Here is an 18,831-nt window from a genome sequence, read left to right on the forward strand (position 1 = left end):
GGAAAAAGTATACGGCGATCAGGCCTACAACGGTGTATTCAAAAAAGCACTTGGGGAATGGAGTATTGATTTTGAAAAAGCTTCGCGAGCGGAGTCAGCGAAAGGGTTTGTTCCAGTGGCAAAACGGTGGGTGGTGGAGCGGAGTATTGCTTGGACAAACTTCTTCCGTCGGCTAGTAAAAGACTACGAACACACGCTGAGTTCATCAATAAACTGGCTTTATTTGGCTAACATTCAGCTAATGCTACAGAGAATACCCTCAGAATCAAGCACCTAATTCCCCAACACGCTCTTAGTAGATAGTCGTTACACCAACCGATTCCCGAACGGGAGTGCCATCCTGCACGAATGAAATAAGGTCTTGTGTCAGGCGATCTTTTTCGAGCATAAATACGCCGTGTGCCGACCCTTCATACACAATGTACTGAGCCGTTGGCAGGGCGCTGGCTGTTCGCTCCCCCGATGCTTCAATGGGCACAGTCTGATCACTGTCGCCATGAATAACCAGAGCCGGCACCTTAATTTTCGCCAGATCGTCCCGGAAGTCAGTATAGGCAAATGCTTTGGCCGATTCCACAGTAGCCCGGTGTGAAGCCACGTAAGCCCGGTTAAAATCACCATCCAGGTGCGCCTGGCTAACGGGCTTACTGAGCACGCCCACACCATAGAATTTTTTACCGAAAGTCTGTAGAAAATCAGCCCGGTCTTTCTGCATACCCTCAATCATTTCATCGAATACGGATTGGTCTACGCCGTCGGGGTTGTCATCCGTTTTGAGCATGTAAGGAGTAACCGAACTTACGAAGACTACCTTCGATACCCGCGCACCGGCATGGCGACTCATATAACGCGCTACCTCACCACCGCCCATTGAGAACCCGACCAGCGTTACGTTCTGGAGATCCAGTTCGTCCATTACCGCTTTCAGGTCATCGGCAAATGTATCATAATCGTACCCATCCCAGGTTTGCGATGATTTACCGAATCCCCGGCGGTCGTAGGCAACCACCCGGAAACCATGAGCGGGTAGCTCGGCTAATTGATAGTCCCACATTTCGTGGCTCAAGGGCCACCCATGAATTAATACAATAGTTTGGCTGGCGTTTGGACCGCCTAAATCCTGGTAGAAAAGTTTAATATCGTCGCCGGATGCATCCGTACCTGCTTTAATGTAGCTCATAGCAAATTTTTGAGGGTTGAGTAAGCTTATTTACTACCTGTAAAACAGCGGGAGCCGTAAATGGTTTGTTAATAATTTATGCCTGTCGGTCAACGGATTCAGGAAGAACACAATGAGTGACAGCACATGTCAATAGTTCCAATGCCGATGATGCCCCGACACGTCGAAGTGGAACATGCGGGAAAACGATTTCTGGTAGAGCCCAACTCCTCCCTCCTGCCCGGGATTATTTTTATCCATTGTATCGACAGTTTTGGCCAGAATAGTCAAATCCAGGTTATTAAATTGCCCGTTGCCATCAATGTCGATAATGAATAAATCAATGGCTTTTCCCCGCTGGTGATCGCTGTTTTTGGCGGCTAATGGCATAAGCTGGTTTAGCCAGTGGGGTCGGTAGCCGGACAATAGAAAATAACGTGGTTTGTAGACTTGCTTCCGTAATGCTTTATTGAGTGCTTTCTCTTTCCGCTGAACCTCAAGGGAGAGTTTTGAGTAGCTGATCCAGTAATAGCCACCTGCCAGCAGGCCAACAACAAGCATACTAAAAGCGAATGCTTTCATCGGGAAGTGGAGGTGTGTAAGATTTATGGCCGTAAATACGCTAAATCAATACGCCCTGAAACACTTCATCCAGCCGGGATACGGGCTTGATCTGGATTTTGTAGTTCCGGGTGTCCAGCCCCTTCAAATTGTACTTGGAAATGAACATTTGTTTGAACCCGAGTTTCTCCGCTTCGGCAATCCGCGACTCGATTCGGCTCACAGCCCGCACCTCACCGCCCAGGCCAACTTCAGCCGCAAAGGCTACTGACGGCGGAATAGCAATATCTTCGTAGCTCGATACAATGGCTGCACATACAGCCAGGTCAATGGCGGGGTCCTCTACCCGTAATCCACCCGCTATATTCAGGAACACGTCCTGCTGCCCCAGCCGGAAGCCTCCCCTTTTCTCCAATACGGCCAGCAACATATTCAATCGTTTGGCATCGAAGCCCGTGCTACTGCGTTGCGGAGTACCGTAGTTGGCTACACTTACCAGCGCCTGCGTCTCAATCAGGAGCGGACGGTTACCTTCCATCATGGACCCAATGGTTACGCCACTCAGTGCCTCGTCACGCTGCGAGATCAGAATTTCCGACGGGTTCGTTACCTGCCGTAGCCCCGTGCCCAGCATTTCGTAGATACCCAGTTCGTCGGTGCTGCCGAAGCGATTTTTAGTCGTTCGCAGAATCCGGTAGGTGGTATGCCGGTCGCCCTCAAACGTCAGTACTGTATCCACCATGTGTTCCAGCACCTTAGGTCCAGCCAGTGAGCCCTCTTTGGTAATGTGGCCAATCATAAACACCGGCACGCCACTTTCTTTGGCATACTTCATAAACTCCGCCGTGCATTCCCGCACCTGCGAAACACTCCCCGCACCCGACTCTACCAGAGATGACTGCATGGTCTGAATAGAATCAATAATCAGGATTTCAGGCTCAAAGTGCTCCACCACCCGGAAGATGTTCTGCGTGGACGTTTCGGTCATCACATGGCAATCACTCGTGGGGGCATCGAGTCGTTCGGCGCGCATTTTTATTTGTTGTTCGCTCTCCTCACCAGACACATAGAGCACCCGCATACCCGACAGCGTAAGCGCAATCTGCAACAGCAGGGTTGACTTGCCGATTCCCGGTTCGCCCCCAATCAGGACGAGTGAACCAGGTACAATTCCCCCGCCCAGGACCCGGTTCAATTCGCCATCCGTCGTAGCAATACGGGGCTGTTCTTCAAAATTAATGGCGTGTAGTGCTTTTGGTTTGGCCGCTATTTTCACATTTCCCGGCCCGGACGATGGGCTTCGCCAACCACCCTTTTCGGGTTCATCCTTCTGGACTACCTCCTCCACCATGGTATTCCACTCGCCACAGGCTGCACACCGGCCTAACCATTTGGCCGACTGATAGCCACAACTTTGACAGAAATAGGAGGTTTTTAATTTGGCCATTTTTTCGGTTAGTAATACATGAACCCGTAAAGCATCAGGCGGTAACAGATTAAACCTTTTTACCGGCTGCACATCAAACCCGCATCAGCAGAAAACACGCGTTCTCGCTAACTCTGAACGGGGCAAATGGCTCATTATTCTAACGCCATTTACTCGAAATAAGTTGATTTTTGTACCGTGTTGGCCTGATTTTCGTTTAGCAATCAATACTACTCTTTAGACTACAACCATGAAAAAAATCCTGCTTTTCGCATCACTTACACTAGTACCGGCTCTAACATTTGCTCAGGGCTTCCAAATTGGAATTAAAGGCGGTGTCAACCTGTCGAAACTGAGTTTTGGCGACTTTGTCTCAACGGGCACAAACCCCAACGGCTCGCCCACGGTAGGCGTTGACGGGCAAACATTCCGCAATAACCTGAGCGATAGCTTCGATAGCAAGATTGGTACGTCGTTTGGTATTTATATGCGTTTGGGTGGGAACTTGTTCGTACAGCCCGAAGTGTTGTACTCGACCCGGTCGGGTCAGTTTGGTGTTATCCGGAATGGCCAGACAGAAACGGCAACGATAACCACAACTAGTTTTGATGTTCCTCTTTTGCTGGGTATCAAGGGAGGCCCTATCCGGATTGTGGCGGGGCCCGTGGCTTCGTTTCGCATCAACGATAACCAGTCGTTAGGTAATGCACTCAAGCAGTATACTCAGGGTAGTCTGAACGATGCTTGGTCGCAGGCCTACTACGGGTATCAGGTAGGTGGTGGTCTGGATATCGGCTCACTTGGCCTCGATGTTCGTTATCAGGGTAATATTTCCGATGTTGCTCAGATAGAGAACAGCGCGGGAAAATTTAGTCAGGGAATGAAATCCTGGCAGATAACGCTGGCTTACAAGATATTTTAGCCCCTGAATCGGAAAACGGTTTTTCCGAAAGAGAGCAAAAAAGAATGGGTGCCGTAAACCTCACAAGGTTTACGGCACCCATTCTTTTTTGAAGGTGGGATTAGACCGGTCTAGTTGTACAGGCGTTGCCAGTACTGGGCCAAGCGCTGCGAAATATCTTTCATCCGTCGGCGCGATATACCGACTTCACGTCCGTCGGCCAGGCGAACCTGACGATCCCGATTAAAAATGTTTCGCTGCACGTAAGCGAGATTGACAATGTAGGATTTATGAATCCGCAGAAACATGGCCACGTCCAGGGTCTTTTCAAATTCCTTGAGTGTTTTTGATACCAGAAACTTTTTACGGTCGCGGGTGTGCAGAAACGTATAGTTTCCCTCTCCCTGAAGACACAGAATATCGTCGACAGAGATGAAAATTGTACGATTCAGGTAGGGTAGTGAAATACGCTGTGTATTACGCTGGTACGAAGACGGAAAGTGAGGAACAACCGTTAGCGCCTGAATTGATGATAAACTGGTAGCGTCCATTGTAAAAGGGGGAGTTTTGGTTCAGCTTTTTAGCACTTAAATGATGAAACAAAACTACCTCATGAACGCCATACTCAAGAAAATACCCTGATTAGTAAGGGCTGAACCAAAACAGTCAACCAATTACTAATCAGGGCATTATGAATCTCATTCGTCTATTCTTCGGGTGAATGTACCCAACTTATTGCGTAAAACTACGTAGTGTGGTAGTGAGCAGTTTTTCCTCACACAATCAAAAACATACTTATACGATTAACTCAGTACTACGGGCTGAAAATCACGAAAGCGGTCCATGAACGTTTGAGCACGCCGACGTGATATTTTCACCTGTTGACCATCTATTAGTTCGATCTCACCTTCTTTTTTGATGAAGAATTTACGTACAAAACCCAAATTTACAATGCATGACTTGTGTACCCGAACAAATGCCTGACCATCCAGCAATGTTTCATACTCCTTCAGTGTACGGGACACCAGCATTTTGGTGCCATCTTTCAGATAGAAGTTTGTGTAATTACCGCATCCTTCCAACCGGACTATCTCATCAACAGAAACAGTACGTTTACGGTCGTAAAAAGGTATAAGTAATTTCTGCAAACAGACGGAATCGGCAATTTCCTCCACACTTTTGGGGAAATTAATGGACACTGGGTCGAAAATGGAGTCGCTGATGAATGCATTCATAATCTTTAGATTGAGTAAATGTATATAACGGTTTAGGCTGACAATCAGGAGCTTAGTGCCACTTTTTCATCTATATAGGTTACCTTTCAGTGTACCATGCCTGTTCAATTACTCTACAACAATCAATCCTATTATTAAAATGTTAATATATTACCGATATCGCTGTCTAACTAACTAAAAATCAGAGAAATATTACCGTTTAATCAACAAATAAAGACTAGGTCGTTTAGGGTTATCATCTGTTCTGAATTATATAAACAAGAAGGATACCCTACAAGGTCACCGTACCCTGGTGGCTTATGCTATTCCTAGTTTTGCCTACCTTTGTTTGAGCAAATTGCCAAAAGAATAGTCTATGCTGGATAAAGTAAGAGACCTACAACAACAGATTGAGCACTATACAATTACATCGCCGGAGCAACTGGAGCAGTTCCGAATGCGATTTATTAGCCGTAAGGGCGTCATAACTGAACTATTCGAGCAGCTGAAGCTTGTTCCACCAGCCGACCGGCGGGCGGTTGGGCTGGAACTGAATGCATTGAAAAATGCTGCTCAAACGCAGTTCGAGCAGTTCAGTCAGCTTATGGATGAGCAACAGACTATGACTGGTACTGCTCCCCCCATTGACCTTACTTTGCCAACGTTACCCAATCTGACGGGTACCCAGCATCCCCTCAGCCTGGTTCGTCAGCGTATTATTCAGATTTTTGAGCGAATTGGTTTCAACGTGGCCGATGGTCCCGAGATAGAGTCTGACTGGTACAACTTCGGTGCCCTCAACTTCCCCGACAACCACCCGGCCCGCGACATGCAGGACACGTTTTTTGTGGAGAAAGCAGCGTATGGCGGAACGGATATGTTGTTGCGAACGCATACATCCAACGTTCAGATTCGGTTAATGGAGCGTCAGTCTCCGCCTATCCGCTCCATCATGCCGGGGCGGGTATACCGGAATGAAACCATTTCGGCCAGGGCACACTGCCTTTTTCATCAGGTAGAAGGCATCTACATTGACCGTAATGTAGGGTTCAAAGACCTAAAAGACACGCTCTATCACTTTGTAAAAGAGCTGTTTGAACCGGGAACCCAGATTCGGTTTCGGCCCTCATACTTCCCCTTTACAGAGCCCAGTGCCGAGATTGACATTTCGTGTCAGATCTGCGGGGGCAAAGGCTGTAACATCTGTAAACATTCGGGCTGGGTCGAAATTGCCGGTTCGGGTATGGTTGACCCCCAGGTAATTGCCAACTGCGGCATCGACCCGGAAGAGTATACAGGCTTTGCTTTTGGCATGGGCATCGAGCGAATCACGCAGTTGAAGTACGTGGTCAATGACCTGCGGCTGTATACCGAAAACGATGTTCGCTTCCTCCGCCAGTTTGAAGGACTTTAATTCAAAGAGTAAAAGAGTGAATGAATGAAAGAGCAAAAATCAATGCGCTAATTATTCATTCGCTCTTTCACTCTCTCACTCTTTCACTATGTCTCCCATTCGTCTATCCGATTTAGCGTTTACCCTCGAGGCCGTCCTGGACGAAGCTTTTGGGAAGAAAGCGGTATGGGTAGTGGCCGAAAGCAGCGACATCAAAAACTACCCCGACCGGGGATACTGCTTCTTAACCCTCGTAGAGCGGGAATCCGCTACGCGCGAAACGCTGGCCAAACTCGATGCCGTTATCTGGCGACGTAACTACCATACCATCAGTGATTTTGAGCAGGAAACGGGTGTGGCCTTCGCCCGTAATATTCAGTTGCTACTGCTGGTTTCAGTGGGATTTAGTCCGGTGTACGGGCTGCGGCTGGAAATCCTGAAAATTGATCCGTCTTTCACACTGGGTAACCTGGAACGGGAACGGCAGGCTGTACTCGACTCGCTGGTACAGGATCACCCGGAGTTGGTATGGCTGGAAGAGGGGCACTACATTACGGCCAATCAGCTCCTGCCCCGCCCTGTCGTCATGCAACGCCTGGCTCTCATTACAGCCCCTAACTCCGACGGCTGGCGTGACTTCCGGCACGAATTGGCTCAGAACCCGTTCGGGTATGATTTTGTGGTGGATGAGTTTCTGACGCAGGTACAGGGGCAGGGGGCTGAAAAAGCTATTTGCAGTCAGCTGGAACGGATTCGCACCAGTGGCGTGGCATATGATGCGGTCGTGATCGTGCGCGGAGGGGGATCGCAACTGGACTTTGGCTCGTTCGATTCCTACCTGATGGGGTACACCGTAGCGGGTTTCGATATCCCGATTCTGGCGGGTATCGGCCATGAACGCAACGTAAGTATCACCGATTTACTGTGTCATCAAAGTGTGAAAACACCCACCAAAGCCGCTGCCTTTTTAATTGAACACAACCAGCAGTTTGAAGTAGCCTGTCTGCTACTTCAGGAACGCCTGAGCCGTGTGGCCCGCGAAGCCCTACAAACAGCCCGGGAGAACCTGGACCGGGAAACGGAACGATTACGGTTTGTAGGGCAAACGTATTTTCGGGAGCGCCATACCGATCTCACCGAAAAAACCGTAACCATTCGCCACCTCGACCCGTCCAACGTACTCCGCCGTGGCTATGCCCTTCTGCTTCGAAATGGACGGATACTAACCAATAAAACGGGCATCTATTCCGGCGAAACACTGCAGGTACAACTGCATGACGGAATGATTCAAGTCGTAAGTCAATAGGTCATACGTGGCGGATTGGAATGAGTAAAGCAATACGTAGCGTCAGCACCTTATGAATTACTGACTTACAACCTTATGAATACCTTACCTATGACTTATCAGGAAGCTTACGACCAGTTAACCACGTTAGTCTACGAAATTGAGACGGAGCAGGTATCGCTCGACGAGTTGCCCGATAAAATAAGGCTGGCCACCGGATTGATTACATTTTGTCAGGAAAGGCTGAGAGCCGTTGAGACGGAGTATCAGGAGGTTATTGAAAAACTACCAAAGCGATAAATCAGGATTTTATTGGCGTAGGTATGTACCGTTTGCTAAACCTTCCCTAATTTTATCCCCAAGGTAACTACCAGTAGTACGGATGCGGCCGGGTTTAGGTTGTGCTGTAAGTAGAGAGGCCCGTATCTGTTAAATCCCTGTTTGATTCTATTGACTCTATGAATTTATTTGCCAATATAACCCATGTACTGAGTTCTGATATACTAGCACGCATTGCGGTCTATATAGATGAATCGCCCGAAAAAACCGAAAAAGCCGTTCAGGCACTCGTCTACACCGTGATGGGCGGTTTTATGAGACGGACGACCAACGAAATTGGCGTTAATCAACTTTTCAACCATATTCAGAAAGGCCGTTACGATGGTACGCTGATCGAAAATCTGCCCGTCGTCCTGCAAGACCCAGCCCAGACCAATACTATTATTACCCAGGGAAATAACGTAGTCAGTCATCTATTACCAGCCATGAAAAGCTCCATTGGGAGCATGATTTCGATTTATGCCGGTATTCGTAACTCATCGGCTATATCGCTCCTAGGCCTCATTACTACCTTGGTACTACATATACTGGGGAAGCAGGTCAAAGACCAGAAACTGAATGCCGACGCACTGGCGGCTTCGCTGTTTGCCGAACGCGATACGCTGGTCAATGAAGTGCCGGAGGATTTAATGCCCCAGTTGGTAGAAAAAGTTGGTTTGCAGCAAATTATAATGGGGCTGGCTGCCCCTGCCCGGCGCACCGTGGTCGAATCCCCGGGCCGCTCCACTACCGCTGCTATTCGCCCTTCGGTCACCTACGAACCAGCCGATGAGACCGACGGCAGCAATGAAACCCTGACCAAGTGGGGCGTGGGTGCTTTGATTGCGGTGGCAATCGGTATTGGTGGTTATTTCCTCTACCAGAACACGCAGAAATACTCCAGCATGGGCGATGAAGCGAAGGTTACAACGGTTGAGAATGATACCATTCAGGCCGATACCGTTACGCGTTCACTAGCCGTACCAACAGAGCCGGTCGTTCAGCCAAAGTCAACATCGGTTACAGCCCCAGCCAGTACGGTTCCCGCGGCTACGGCTGCTTCTTCGGGTAATTTGTCGCAGCAAATGGCTCCGTATGTGGGCAATGCAGCCCTACCCAAAGGCCGTGTGTTCCCGCTGGCAGGGATTACATTCCAGCCAGGCTCGCTCTCCCTGACACCCACTTCGCAGCCAGTTATCAGTGAGCTAGTCACCCTGTTGAAAACGTACCCTCAGCTACAAATACAGCTCATTGGCTATGCCAATGACGCGAAGGGTAGCCTTACCAATAAGAGTCTTTCCTTTAAGCGGGTCAATCAAATTAAGCAGCAACTAGTCAATTCTGGTATCAATTACCTGCGGGTTGACGCTATTGGACGGGGAACGGGAGTCAGCAGACTGGATACATCGGCTGCTCCCAGACCAACGCTCAGCAAAATTGACCTGAAAGTGGTAACCAAATGAGTCCCGAAACAACTTGAGTAGTCAAACAAAAGAGACGCAATCGATGCGTCTCTTTTGTTATAACCTGCCAAAATCTGCCTATTTAGGCATGGCGAAAATGGAAGAATCAACTGTTGGATTGAAAACAATGTTCGACAGCTTCATAGTCATGGGTCCGGGCATGGCCGGGTTTTCCAACTCCATCGACGTAGGAATCGTTAATCCGTCAATCGTTTTGTAATTGCCATATTTGACCTTGACATCGCCCGATTGCCCTTGTACGTTAACCGTCGTTTTCATACCCACCAATTGATTTGTATTGGTATCGACAAAGTAATTGGCCACGCCTTCCGGCCGGGTCACTTTCAGGTTATATACTTCTTTATCGTCCATTTTTTCCTTACCTACCAGCTCTACCGGGTATTTGCCTTCTTTAGCAACGGCCAGATCGGCACCGATTATATGGGCATTCCCTTTCTGCATTTTCACCTGGTCTTCCGGTAGTGCCTGCGGTGCAGTTCCGCCCTGCATTGGGTTGATGGTCCATCCTTTATCGCCATCCACTGCGGTTGTAATCTGCTGGCCCATAACAGAAATATCCGTACGCAGAGACTTACCCACCACCACTGTTGATTTGCCGGTAAGGTCCATGCCCATGACGTTCATGCCCTGGTCATAACTAACTGCCTTCACAGCCGCCAGCTTGTCGGCCCCACCCACGGCGCTAATGTTTTTATCAATTATTTCCTGCGCCGTCTGGGCAAAGGAAAAGACTGGAATAGCTACCAGAGCTACCAGCGTAATCAGTTGTTTTTTCATGAATTAGTTTAGTCAAAAAATGGGTCGAATCTACTTCGGCCATCCGTAAAAGCGATACGAACTTCGTTATAACGCTGGGGAAAAGCGTTCAGTACTGCATGACCGGCAAGTTTTACGGCCAATCGGCTTGCAGGGCTGACGACTGTTCTCTACCTTCATTCGACAAACGTTAAACGCTTCCCTCTCCAATGCTGTCAACAACCCGCGTTAAGCTTTCCATCATGATGTTCCTCCAGTTTTTTGTGTGGGGAGCCTGGTATGGTCAAGTAACAAAATACCTCGAAACCCAGCTTAGTGCCACTGGTATACAACAGGGAGCCGCTTTTGCAACTTTTTCGATTGCCATGCTCATTGCTCCTTTCTTTGTAGGCATGATTGCTGACCGATATTTCTCCGCTCAGAAAGTTTTAGGAATACTTAATTTGGTAGGGGCAGCTATTTTGTATTTTCTTATTCAGGTCAACGATGCAGACCAGTTTTTCTGGATACTACTCGTTTATTGCTTCACCTTCGCACCTACCCTGGCCCTGACCACTTCCATTGCCATGCAGCAAATGAGTAGTCCGGAAAAGGAGTTTCCGGGCATTCGGGTATTGGGTACGGTAGCCTGGATAGTAGTCACAAACATTGTGGGGTACTACGGCTTCGGCGATCAGGTTACTATCTTTCAATTATCCATGTACTCCGCCCTGGCGCTTGGTATTTTCTCGTTTTTTCTGCCCGATACACCCCCCAAAGCTGAAAAATCAACCTCATTCAGTCAAATTCTGGGTCTGGATGCCTTTAAACTATTTAAAGACCGCTCATTTGCCATTTTCTTTTTATCGTCGGTACTGATTTGTATTCCGCTCTCTTTTTATTACGCTATGGCCAATCCCTCGCTAACGGATGGCGGGATGCAGAACGTAGAGAATAAAATGTCATTGGGGCAGGCTTCCGAAGTTATTTTTATGCTGCTCATTCCGTTGGCCTATACCCGGCTGGGAGTCAAGAAAATGCTGATTGTAGGCCTCATAGCCTGGATTGTACGGTTCATTGGTTTTGGGTATGGTGATGGCGGCCCCGGCGAGTGGATGCTCTACCTGGCCATCATTCTGCACGGCGTTTGCTACGATTTCTTCTTCGTAACGGGCCAGATTTACACCGATAACAAGGCGGGTGAAAAAATAAAATCATCGGCGCAGGGACTTATTTCGATTGCTACGTACGGCATAGGTATGGGCATCGGCTCTTATCTTTCCGGTTTTGCAAAGGATATGTTTACAACCGGTGATACGGTAAACTGGACTCAGTTCTGGCTGGTGCCGGCGGGCATTGCGGCTGCTGTGCTAATCCTGTTTATACTCTTCTTTACCGACAAGAAAGTTGTACTGGCGCAGGAGGATGAAGTAGTAACGGGGAGTTTGTAAACTTTGTAAAAACAAATCAATGGAAAGAAAGGCCAAACCCCGCATTACATTTTACAGTGACATGAACGGCCCCCACGAGGAGCAAGTACGCGAGAACGCCCGCCGAACACCCGAAGAATGCTGGGAGATTTATCGGCAGATGCGCAGACTTTATGTCGAATTCACGGGCAACTCTCAAAAATTAGAAAGAGGAATTACTATTTCCACTCCCTCATGGATGTAGATAATACCGACTTTCTTGCCTTTGTGGCCGCAGCCGATGCCCAAAAATTAGATTATATTCTAATCGGAGGTCTTGCCTTGATTCTCAACGGTGCGGTTCGCTTTACGCAGGATGCGGATATCTGGCTTCAGCCAACAAATGAAAATCGAGATAAGTTTGTCAAAGCACTTGTAGCCTTTGGCTACGACGAGAGTGATGTAGAGACCATACGTTCGACTGATTTCACGCAACCCCAAATTGTGCGCATACATGATATTCCAATGGATGTACTCACCCGCGTTCATCACCACTTCAACTATGCAGCGTGTCGGAAACGCGCAAAATCGGTTACCCTAAGTGGAGATTACACGGTATATTTCCTCCATATTAATGACCTGCGTGAAACGAAAGTACTGGCCCGACGTACAAAAGACCTAAATGATATTTTGATGATTGATGAACTCATTGCCGCCCGGAAAGAGCCCGATGAGTTCGAAACGGATAACTCGTAGTGCAACTTATTTCCTACAACCTCAACGGCATCCGGGCCGCTATGCGTAACGACCCAGCGCGGCCCGGCCTGATTGACTGGCTTTCCCAAAACGACTTCGATATTCTTTGCTTTCAGGAAGTGAAAGCGACGACCGATGTGGTAGACCTTTCTCCGTTTGAGCAACTTGGCTACCGATACCACTGGCACGCTGCCGAGAAGAAAGGCTACTCCGGCGTAGCAACCTTCTCCAGAATCGCACCAACGAACGTAGTACAGGGTTGCGGCTTAGCTGTGTACGACTGCGAGGGTCGTATCCTCCGCACCGACTTCAACGACCTGACCCTATTAAACTGTTACTTTCCATCCGGTACCAGTGGCGACATCCGGCAGGGTGTTAAAATGGCCTTTCTGCGGGATTTTTACGACTATGTTCAGGAGCTTCGGAAAACCCGGCCTAACCTGATAGTGGTGGGTGATTACAACATTGCCCACACCGCCATTGATATTCACGACCCCGTTCGGAACAAGAACACGACTGGTTTTCTACCCGACGAACGTGCCTGGATGGACCGCTGGTTTGGCTCCGGCATGACCGATGCGTTCCGGCACAAACACCCGGATGAGGTAGCGTATAGCTGGTGGAGTTACCGGGCTAATGCCCGAAACAACAATAAGGGCTGGCGTATCGACTACGCATCGGTAAGCGATTCCCTGCGTAATCAGATACTTGACTGCCGGATGCTGCCCGATGCCAGCCACGCCGACCACTGCCCGGTTTGGTTATCACTAACCTGATTATTTTTCGTACTTTAGTTTCTTAAACGGTTCATGAGTATGAAACGGGGTTGGCAAGAATTAACAGCCACGTCTTATGTCGATACAGTCGAAGAACTGCAAACGACGCTGGCAGAACAGGATTACGAACAGCTTTCCGAAGGGCTTCAAACGTTACTTACGAGTATGTCGCAGGAGCTGAAACGGGCGTTGCGCAGCCAACTATCGCGGCTAATGATGCACGTGGTAAAGTGGAAAATTCAACCCGAAAAGCGGTCCGGCAGCTGGGCAGTTACAATTCTGGATGCCCGCGAAAACATCGACGAGATCATGCGTGAGAAGCCCACCCTCAACCGCCGGTTTGTACAGGAAATATGGGATAAAACGCTTCAACAGCCTATCCGTAAAGCTGAGGAGGGAACACAATGCCGTACTACCCTGATGACGCTGACTTTTCAGGAAGTGTTTGACGACGAATATTCAGTCCTGAAAAAAGATTGACCCATTTGGCTACCCCACGCTACTTTCTTATCTACAAACCGTACCTGATGCTATCGCAGTTTAGCCGGGAGGGCGATAAGCCCACACTGGCGGATCTGGCGTTCGATTTCCCGTCCGACGTGTACCCCGTTGGCCGGCTCGATGCCGATAGCGAAGGGCTATTGCTATTAACCAGCGACAAACAACTGAACCACCGGCTGCTGAATCCAAAGTTTCGGCATGAGCGCACTTATTATGTACAGGTTGATGGCCAGCTGACCACAGAAGCCGCAGAGAAGCTGGCAACGGGCGTTACAATTTCGGTGGATGGCAAGCCTTACCAAACGCTGCCTGCCATTGCCCAAATCCTGCCCGAACCAAAGCTGCCCATTCGCAACCCACCCATACGCTACCGGGCTGCCATCCCCACGTCGTGGTTAGCCATTAGTTTGCACGAAGGTAAAAACCGGCAAGTCCGTAAAATGACCGCTGCGGTGGGTTATCCAACTCTAAGGCTGGTTCGCTGGTCCATTGAAACCCTAACCGCCGATGGGATGCAGCCCGGTGATGTTCGTGAACTCAGTCGGGACGAGGCAATGCGTGGGCTGAATTTATGAAGCGTACGGATGCCCGGTGGATAAATCAGGTATTACAAGATGCCCTCATCCGCAAAACTGTAGTACGCTTTATCAGTAAAAATCAGGTGATCGAGAACAGGAATATCCAGTAACCGACCGGAATCTTTGAGTTTTTTTGTGAGATCTTTATCCGCCTGCGAAGGCGTAAGGTTGCCCGACGGATGGTTATGAAACAAAATCATCGACGACGCCAGATGCTCAATGGCCTGCTTGAAAATCAATTTGGGGTCCGCTACCGTACCAGACACGCCCCCGGTACTGATATGAACCGGGCGCAGAATTTCGTTGGCGCGGTTCATGAGCAGAATCCAGAATTCTTCGTGCGGCTTATCGCTGAGGTGGGGAATCATCTCATTGTAGGCATCACGGGAGCAGGTCACTTTAGCCCGTATCGGGCGGTCCTGCTCTTTCCGTCGTCGGCCCAGTTCCAGAGCCGCAATGACACTGATGGCCTTTGCTTCGCCAATGCCCCTGAATTTGGACAGGTCTTTAATACTTAGCCGGGCCAGATCGTTCAGGTTATTATCGACACTTTTCAGGATAATTTTGGCTACATCGACCGCCGTCAGGTCAACGGTACCGGAGTTGATCAGAATGGCAATCAACTCCGCTTCCGACAGGGCTGCTTTCCCCTTAAGCATCAGTTTTTCGCGCGGGCGATCTTCTTCGGCCCAGCTTTGAATGGTGCCTGAACTGTGATAAGCCATGAGTATAAGTCGGTTACGGATTGATTTTGGTTACCAAGGTGCACAAAAAAACCTTACCCGCAAAAAGGTAAGGTTTCAGGATGGGTATCCCCACGCTAATCACTAAGCCAGATAGCTACGTTTACGCCGTTGCTACCTGCAGTCTGTTAACCAAACGAGCCAATTTCGATTTGTTATTGGCCGCTTTGTTCCGGTGGATGATGTTGCGTTTGGCCAGTTTGTCCAGTGCCGACGAAACCGTTTTGTACAGTTCAACAGCCATGGCGTGATCGGTTGTGGTACGAAGTTTTTTCACCATGTTCCGGGTCGTAACATGCTGGTAACGGTTCTGAAGACGCTTCTTAGCACTCGACCGGATTGCTTTTTTTGATGATGTATGGTTTGCCATTACTATATAAATAAGATCGTTGTCGCATTATGAGGGCGCAAAAATAGGAATTTCGGTTGGAACAATCAATAGTTCCAACCGAAATTCTTTCAAATTGGTATCCTTAGTGGCGGATATCAGCGTTAACAATCAACGTTTTTTCCCAGATACCTTTGTTGGTGGCTACAAACTCTTTGTAGGCATCACTATTCTCAAACGCTTTTATATCTTCTTCTGATTGAAACGTCAGGTAATGCACTACGTCATAATCAGAAATAGCCTGACCGGGAGAAATTGTCCTGCCAGATGTGTAACCAACGATCTGTGGAATTTCGTGCTTTAGCGTAGCAAAACCGTACATATGATGTTCGACTGCTTTACTTTCGACCCCATTCTTAAATTTAATGCATACAATTTGCTGTTTGTTAGCTTTACGGGCAGGTGAGTAAGCACCATATATTGTTAAAGCAAACGCGCATAAAAGCACAATAATGAGGGTGTAACCTTTTGTTTTGGCATTCATGATTAATTGTCTTTTTATTATAATTCCAAATTTTATTTCGATTCCAGTGGTAGTTTAATTGAATAGTTAATAATTTTCCCCTTAAAGTACCATGATCTATCAAATGTATAACAGTTTTATTTGGTTTTTAGTTTTAAGTCTTTTTTTTTCAGGAAGTTTAGTAAACGGGGGTACGTTCAATCCTGAAAAACCGAACCATTTCTATCACACAGAACCCTATCCTGGCCTGAATCATGGTCAAAATCACCAGCGCAATGTAACAGTCCCGTATGGAGCAAACCCCAACTGGGGATTTTACGCCCACCAGCAAATTAACCGACTGGCTGTTTTCACCTTGCCAGTCGAAATGCTGCCATTCTTTAAGAAGCATATTGACTTCCTCACCGATAATGCCGTTAATCCTGATAAGCGCCGGTATGCTGTTGTGGGCGAAGCACCCCGTCACTTCATTGATCTTGATGCCTACCCCGATACGCTTAGTGCTACTTTACCCCGGTATTACAAGGATGCCACGGATAAATACGGGGCCGATACACTGGCCTTACATGGACTGGTTCCCTGGCAAATTCAACTCACTAAGTACCAGCTTACCGAAGCGTTCAAACAACGGGATGTCCGGCGGATTTTGCGGGTGGCGGCTGATTTAGGCCACTACATTGCCGATGCTAATGTTCCGCTGCACACCACCCGCAACTATAATGGCCAGTTTACCGGTCAGCAGGGAATTCATGGTTTTTGGGAGTCCCGCCTGCCGGAACTGTTCAGTACCGGGTTTGATTTTCTAACCGGCCAGGCCGAGTACATCGAGTCACCCCAGAAAGCGGCCTGGCGGGCGGTGTTCAACGCTAATGCCGCCCTGGATTCGGTACTGACCTTTGAACAGCGCCTAACCAGTGAAATGGGCGAAACCCGAAAGTTTGGTTTTGAGGAGCGGAACGGAATAACAACCAAAGTTTATTCGGCCGATTTCTCCCGCCAGTATCACGATCAGCTCAGAGGGCAGGTAGAACGCCAGATGCGGGCGTCGGTCAGGATGGTGGGCGATTTCTGGTATACCGCCTGGGTAGATGCCGGCCAGCCCGACCTGAAAGTGCTGGCCAGGTACCAGCCTACCGAAGAGGAAAAGCAGGAAGAAGCGGTAGAGAAGAAAAGTTGGTTAAAACGGTTGTTTTCGGCCCGGGAAGAGGGGTGAATCAGGAACTGAAACCCCAAAACAGTAGAAAAGTCAACAGAGAATGACGGCTGGTTTTCAATTGAACCAAGCCGTTTCCATACGAACTGGTAGATCAAACTTCGGCCAGCAGCAACTGGGCAATCAGGAAATAAACGCCGATGCCAATCAGGTCATTGGCGGTGGTGATAAACGGTCCTGACGCTACCGCCGGATTGATACCGGTTTTATTGAGTAACAACGGGGTGACCGTTCCCATGAACGACGCCAGCATGACAACCGCCAGCAGGGATGTGGCAACCACGAAAAACAAGCGCGGCTCGCCAATGATGAACGTATAAACACCCGCAATGAGCCCTACTACCAGACCGTTTATAATGGCCACCATCAGCGTTCGCAGGAGTCGTTTGGCCATCGTCATGCTCAGACCCGATGTATCGGTAAGGCTTTGCAGAATGAGCGACGAAGTCTGAATACCGACGTTCCCCCCCGTTGATCCAATTATAGGAATGAAAGCCGCTAGTGCCGCTACTTTCCCCAGCTCACTCTGAAACCCGTTAATGACCGTTGCCGCCATCAAACTCCCGACAGCCCCCGCCACCAGCCAAGGCAACTGCACCTTCGAACGTTTCCAGATGCTGTCATCATCCTCGGCCTCTCCCGACAAACCCGAAATAACCTGAATATCCTCTTCGGCCTGTTCGGTAATAACGTCCACCACGTCATCAATGGTGATACGTCCCAGCAGTCGTTGCTGCACGTTCACGACCGGGATAGAGTCGAGATCATACTTTTGCATCACTTCGGCTACTTCATCAACGGGCCGGTACGTTTCCACAAAGACAATATCATCGTCGTAGATATCAATAATTTTAGCATCTTTACGGGCCAGCACAATCTTCTTCAGCGATACCAGCCCCAGCAGTTTACCCGCATCGTCTACGACGTAGATGGCGTACACGTTCTGGACATCTTCGGCTTGCAGTCGGATCTCTTCAATGCAGGCATTCACCGTCAGGTTGACGTTGATTTTTATTAACTCTTTCTGCATCAGGCTGCCGGCCACCCCATCCTCGTAGTGCAGCAGGTCCAGAATGAACCGGGCCTGTTCACGGTCTTCGAGCAGGCCAATCACCTCTTCCCGCATCTGAATAGGCTGCTCATTCAGCAAATCCACGGCATCATCGGAGTCCATTTCATTGATGAGCGGTGCAATTTCAGCGGAGGTAAACAGTTTGAGCAGATTCGTACGTTCCGTGGGGTCGATGTTAGCCAGTATTTCGGCCCCGACGGAGTCATCCAGCAAACTCAGCAGGTAATGCGCCGACTCGGGTTTCAGCTCATCCAGAATCCCCGAAATATCGGCCGGATACAGTTCCTCCATCTCCGCCCGCAGCAGCGTTTCATCGCCTGCCTCAATGGCTTCCTGAATGCGATCAAGGTATTCTTTGGTGAGTTCGAAAGTCATTTTTAAAGAGCGAAAGAATGAAAGAGCAGAAAAGTGAACGTAACTAACACTGGAAAACTGGCACCGGAAGTTTTTCGCTCT

General features: G+C 48.8%; 21 protein-coding genes and 1 pseudogene. 12 read left to right on the forward strand and 10 right to left on the reverse strand.

What is annotated here, in order from left to right:
- Positions 1-277, forward strand: a pseudogene (locus tag B156_RS0108200) (IS5 family transposase); the annotation flags it as partial.
- Positions 278-292: 15 nt separating this feature from the next.
- On the opposite strand, the gene B156_RS0108205 reads toward B156_RS0108200, so the two are convergent.
- From B156_RS0108205 to radA, 3 genes are all read right to left on the reverse strand, one after another.
- Positions 293-1,180, reverse strand: a complete 888-nt coding sequence (locus B156_RS0108205; RefSeq protein WP_018619198.1) for an alpha/beta fold hydrolase — start codon at positions 1,178-1,180, stop codon at positions 293-295.
- Positions 1,181-1,309: 129 nt separating this feature from the next.
- Positions 1,310-1,741: a DUF882 domain-containing protein gene (locus B156_RS0108210; protein ID WP_018619199.1), complete on the reverse strand. Its 432-nt coding sequence runs from the start codon at positions 1,739-1,741 to the stop codon at positions 1,310-1,312.
- Positions 1,742-1,781: 40 nt separating this feature from the next.
- Positions 1,782-3,167, reverse strand: a complete 1,386-nt coding sequence (gene radA, locus B156_RS0108215; protein ID WP_018619200.1) for a DNA repair protein RadA — start codon at positions 3,165-3,167, stop codon at positions 1,782-1,784.
- Between the two features lie 229 nt (positions 3,168-3,396).
- Between radA and B156_RS0108220 the strand changes: the two genes are divergently transcribed.
- Complete coding sequence (locus B156_RS0108220; protein ID WP_018619201.1) at positions 3,397-4,068, forward strand: outer membrane beta-barrel protein; 672 nt, start codon at positions 3,397-3,399, stop codon at positions 4,066-4,068.
- Positions 4,069-4,178: 110 nt separating this feature from the next.
- On the opposite strand, the gene B156_RS0108225 is transcribed toward B156_RS0108220, so the two are convergent.
- Together B156_RS0108225 and B156_RS0108230 are read right to left on the reverse strand one after the other, a co-directional pair.
- Positions 4,179-4,598, reverse strand: a complete 420-nt coding sequence (locus B156_RS0108225; protein WP_018619202.1) for a LytR/AlgR family response regulator transcription factor — start codon at positions 4,596-4,598, stop codon at positions 4,179-4,181.
- A 252-nt stretch (positions 4,599-4,850) separates the two neighbouring features.
- Positions 4,851-5,282 (reverse strand): LytR/AlgR family response regulator transcription factor, encoded by a 432-nt coding sequence (locus B156_RS0108230; protein ID WP_018619203.1) that lies wholly within the window; start codon positions 5,280-5,282, stop codon positions 4,851-4,853.
- Between the two features lie 355 nt (positions 5,283-5,637).
- Here B156_RS0108230 and pheS point away from each other — a divergent pair, with 355 nt between their 5' ends.
- The 4 genes from pheS (at position 5,638) to B156_RS0108250 (ending at position 9,720) form a co-directional block, all read left to right on the forward strand.
- Positions 5,638-6,675: a phenylalanine--tRNA ligase subunit alpha gene (gene pheS / locus B156_RS0108235; protein ID WP_018619204.1), complete on the forward strand. Its 1,038-nt coding sequence runs from the start codon at positions 5,638-5,640 to the stop codon at positions 6,673-6,675.
- Positions 6,676-6,763: 88 nt separating this feature from the next.
- Complete coding sequence (locus tag B156_RS0108240; protein ID WP_018619205.1) at positions 6,764-7,960, forward strand: exodeoxyribonuclease VII large subunit; 1,197 nt, start codon at positions 6,764-6,766, stop codon at positions 7,958-7,960.
- Between the two features lie 75 nt (positions 7,961-8,035).
- The gene (gene xseB / locus B156_RS0108245; protein WP_245563702.1) at positions 8,036-8,239 is read left to right on the forward strand and encodes an exodeoxyribonuclease VII small subunit; all 204 of its coding nucleotides are present in this window, start codon (positions 8,036-8,038) and stop codon (positions 8,237-8,239) included.
- Between the two features lie 158 nt (positions 8,240-8,397).
- Positions 8,398-9,720, forward strand: a complete 1,323-nt coding sequence (locus B156_RS0108250) for a DUF937 domain-containing protein (protein ID WP_018619207.1) — start codon at positions 8,398-8,400, stop codon at positions 9,718-9,720.
- A 78-nt stretch (positions 9,721-9,798) separates the two neighbouring features.
- On the opposite strand, the gene B156_RS0108255 is transcribed toward B156_RS0108250, so the two are convergent.
- Positions 9,799-10,518, reverse strand: coding sequence for a LolA-like protein (locus B156_RS0108255; RefSeq protein ID WP_018619208.1), 720 nt, complete (start codon positions 10,516-10,518; stop codon positions 9,799-9,801).
- A gap of 188 nt (positions 10,519-10,706) precedes the next feature.
- Between B156_RS0108255 and B156_RS0108260 the strand changes: the two genes are divergently transcribed.
- The 5 genes from B156_RS0108260 (at position 10,707) to B156_RS0108285 (ending at position 14,493) form a co-directional block, all read left to right on the forward strand.
- Complete coding sequence (locus tag B156_RS0108260; RefSeq protein ID WP_018619209.1) at positions 10,707-11,927, forward strand: MFS transporter; 1,221 nt, start codon at positions 10,707-10,709, stop codon at positions 11,925-11,927.
- Positions 11,928-12,140: 213 nt separating this feature from the next.
- The gene (locus tag B156_RS0108270) at positions 12,141-12,641 is read left to right on the forward strand and encodes a DUF6036 family nucleotidyltransferase (RefSeq protein ID WP_018619211.1); all 501 of its coding nucleotides are present in this window, start codon (positions 12,141-12,143) and stop codon (positions 12,639-12,641) included.
- Complete coding sequence (locus B156_RS0108275; RefSeq protein WP_018619212.1) at positions 12,641-13,417, forward strand: exodeoxyribonuclease III; 777 nt, start codon at positions 12,641-12,643, stop codon at positions 13,415-13,417. Before B156_RS0108270 ends, B156_RS0108275 begins: the two co-directional genes overlap by 1 nt.
- Before the next feature lie 39 nt (positions 13,418-13,456).
- Positions 13,457-13,897, forward strand: a complete 441-nt coding sequence (locus tag B156_RS0108280; RefSeq protein ID WP_018619213.1) for a DUF29 family protein — start codon at positions 13,457-13,459, stop codon at positions 13,895-13,897.
- Positions 13,894-14,493, forward strand: coding sequence for a pseudouridine synthase (locus B156_RS0108285; RefSeq protein ID WP_018619214.1), 600 nt, complete (start codon positions 13,894-13,896; stop codon positions 14,491-14,493). The genes B156_RS0108280 and B156_RS0108285 overlap by 4 nt, the downstream gene beginning before the upstream one ends.
- 32 nt (positions 14,494-14,525) lie before the next feature.
- On the opposite strand, the gene radC is transcribed toward B156_RS0108285, so the two are convergent.
- From radC to B156_RS0108300, 3 genes are all read right to left on the reverse strand, one after another.
- Complete coding sequence (gene radC / locus B156_RS0108290; protein ID WP_018619215.1) at positions 14,526-15,221, reverse strand: RadC family protein; 696 nt, start codon at positions 15,219-15,221, stop codon at positions 14,526-14,528.
- A gap of 121 nt (positions 15,222-15,342) precedes the next feature.
- Positions 15,343-15,609, reverse strand: coding sequence for a 30S ribosomal protein S20 (gene rpsT / locus B156_RS0108295; RefSeq protein WP_018619216.1), 267 nt, complete (start codon positions 15,607-15,609; stop codon positions 15,343-15,345).
- A 103-nt stretch (positions 15,610-15,712) separates the two neighbouring features.
- Positions 15,713-16,111: a Dabb family protein gene (locus B156_RS0108300; protein WP_018619217.1), complete on the reverse strand. Its 399-nt coding sequence runs from the start codon at positions 16,109-16,111 to the stop codon at positions 15,713-15,715.
- A 91-nt stretch (positions 16,112-16,202) separates the two neighbouring features.
- Between B156_RS0108300 and B156_RS0108305 the strand changes: the two genes are divergently transcribed.
- Positions 16,203-17,303 carry a zinc dependent phospholipase C family protein gene (locus B156_RS0108305; RefSeq protein ID WP_018619218.1) on the forward strand — a complete coding sequence of 367 codons (1,101 nt, stop codon included), beginning with the start codon at positions 16,203-16,205 and terminating at the stop codon, positions 17,301-17,303.
- A 94-nt stretch (positions 17,304-17,397) separates the two neighbouring features.
- On the opposite strand, the gene mgtE is transcribed toward B156_RS0108305, so the two are convergent.
- A complete protein-coding gene (gene mgtE / locus B156_RS0108310; RefSeq protein ID WP_018619219.1) occupies positions 17,398-18,750 on the reverse strand; it encodes a magnesium transporter in 1,353 nt (450 codons plus the stop codon).
- Between the last annotated feature and the right edge of the window lie 81 nt (positions 18,751-18,831).

It is taken from the genome of Spirosoma luteum DSM 19990 (assembly GCF_000374065.1).
GTDB classification, from domain to species: Bacteria; Bacteroidota; Bacteroidia; order Cytophagales; family Spirosomataceae; genus Spirosoma; species Spirosoma luteum.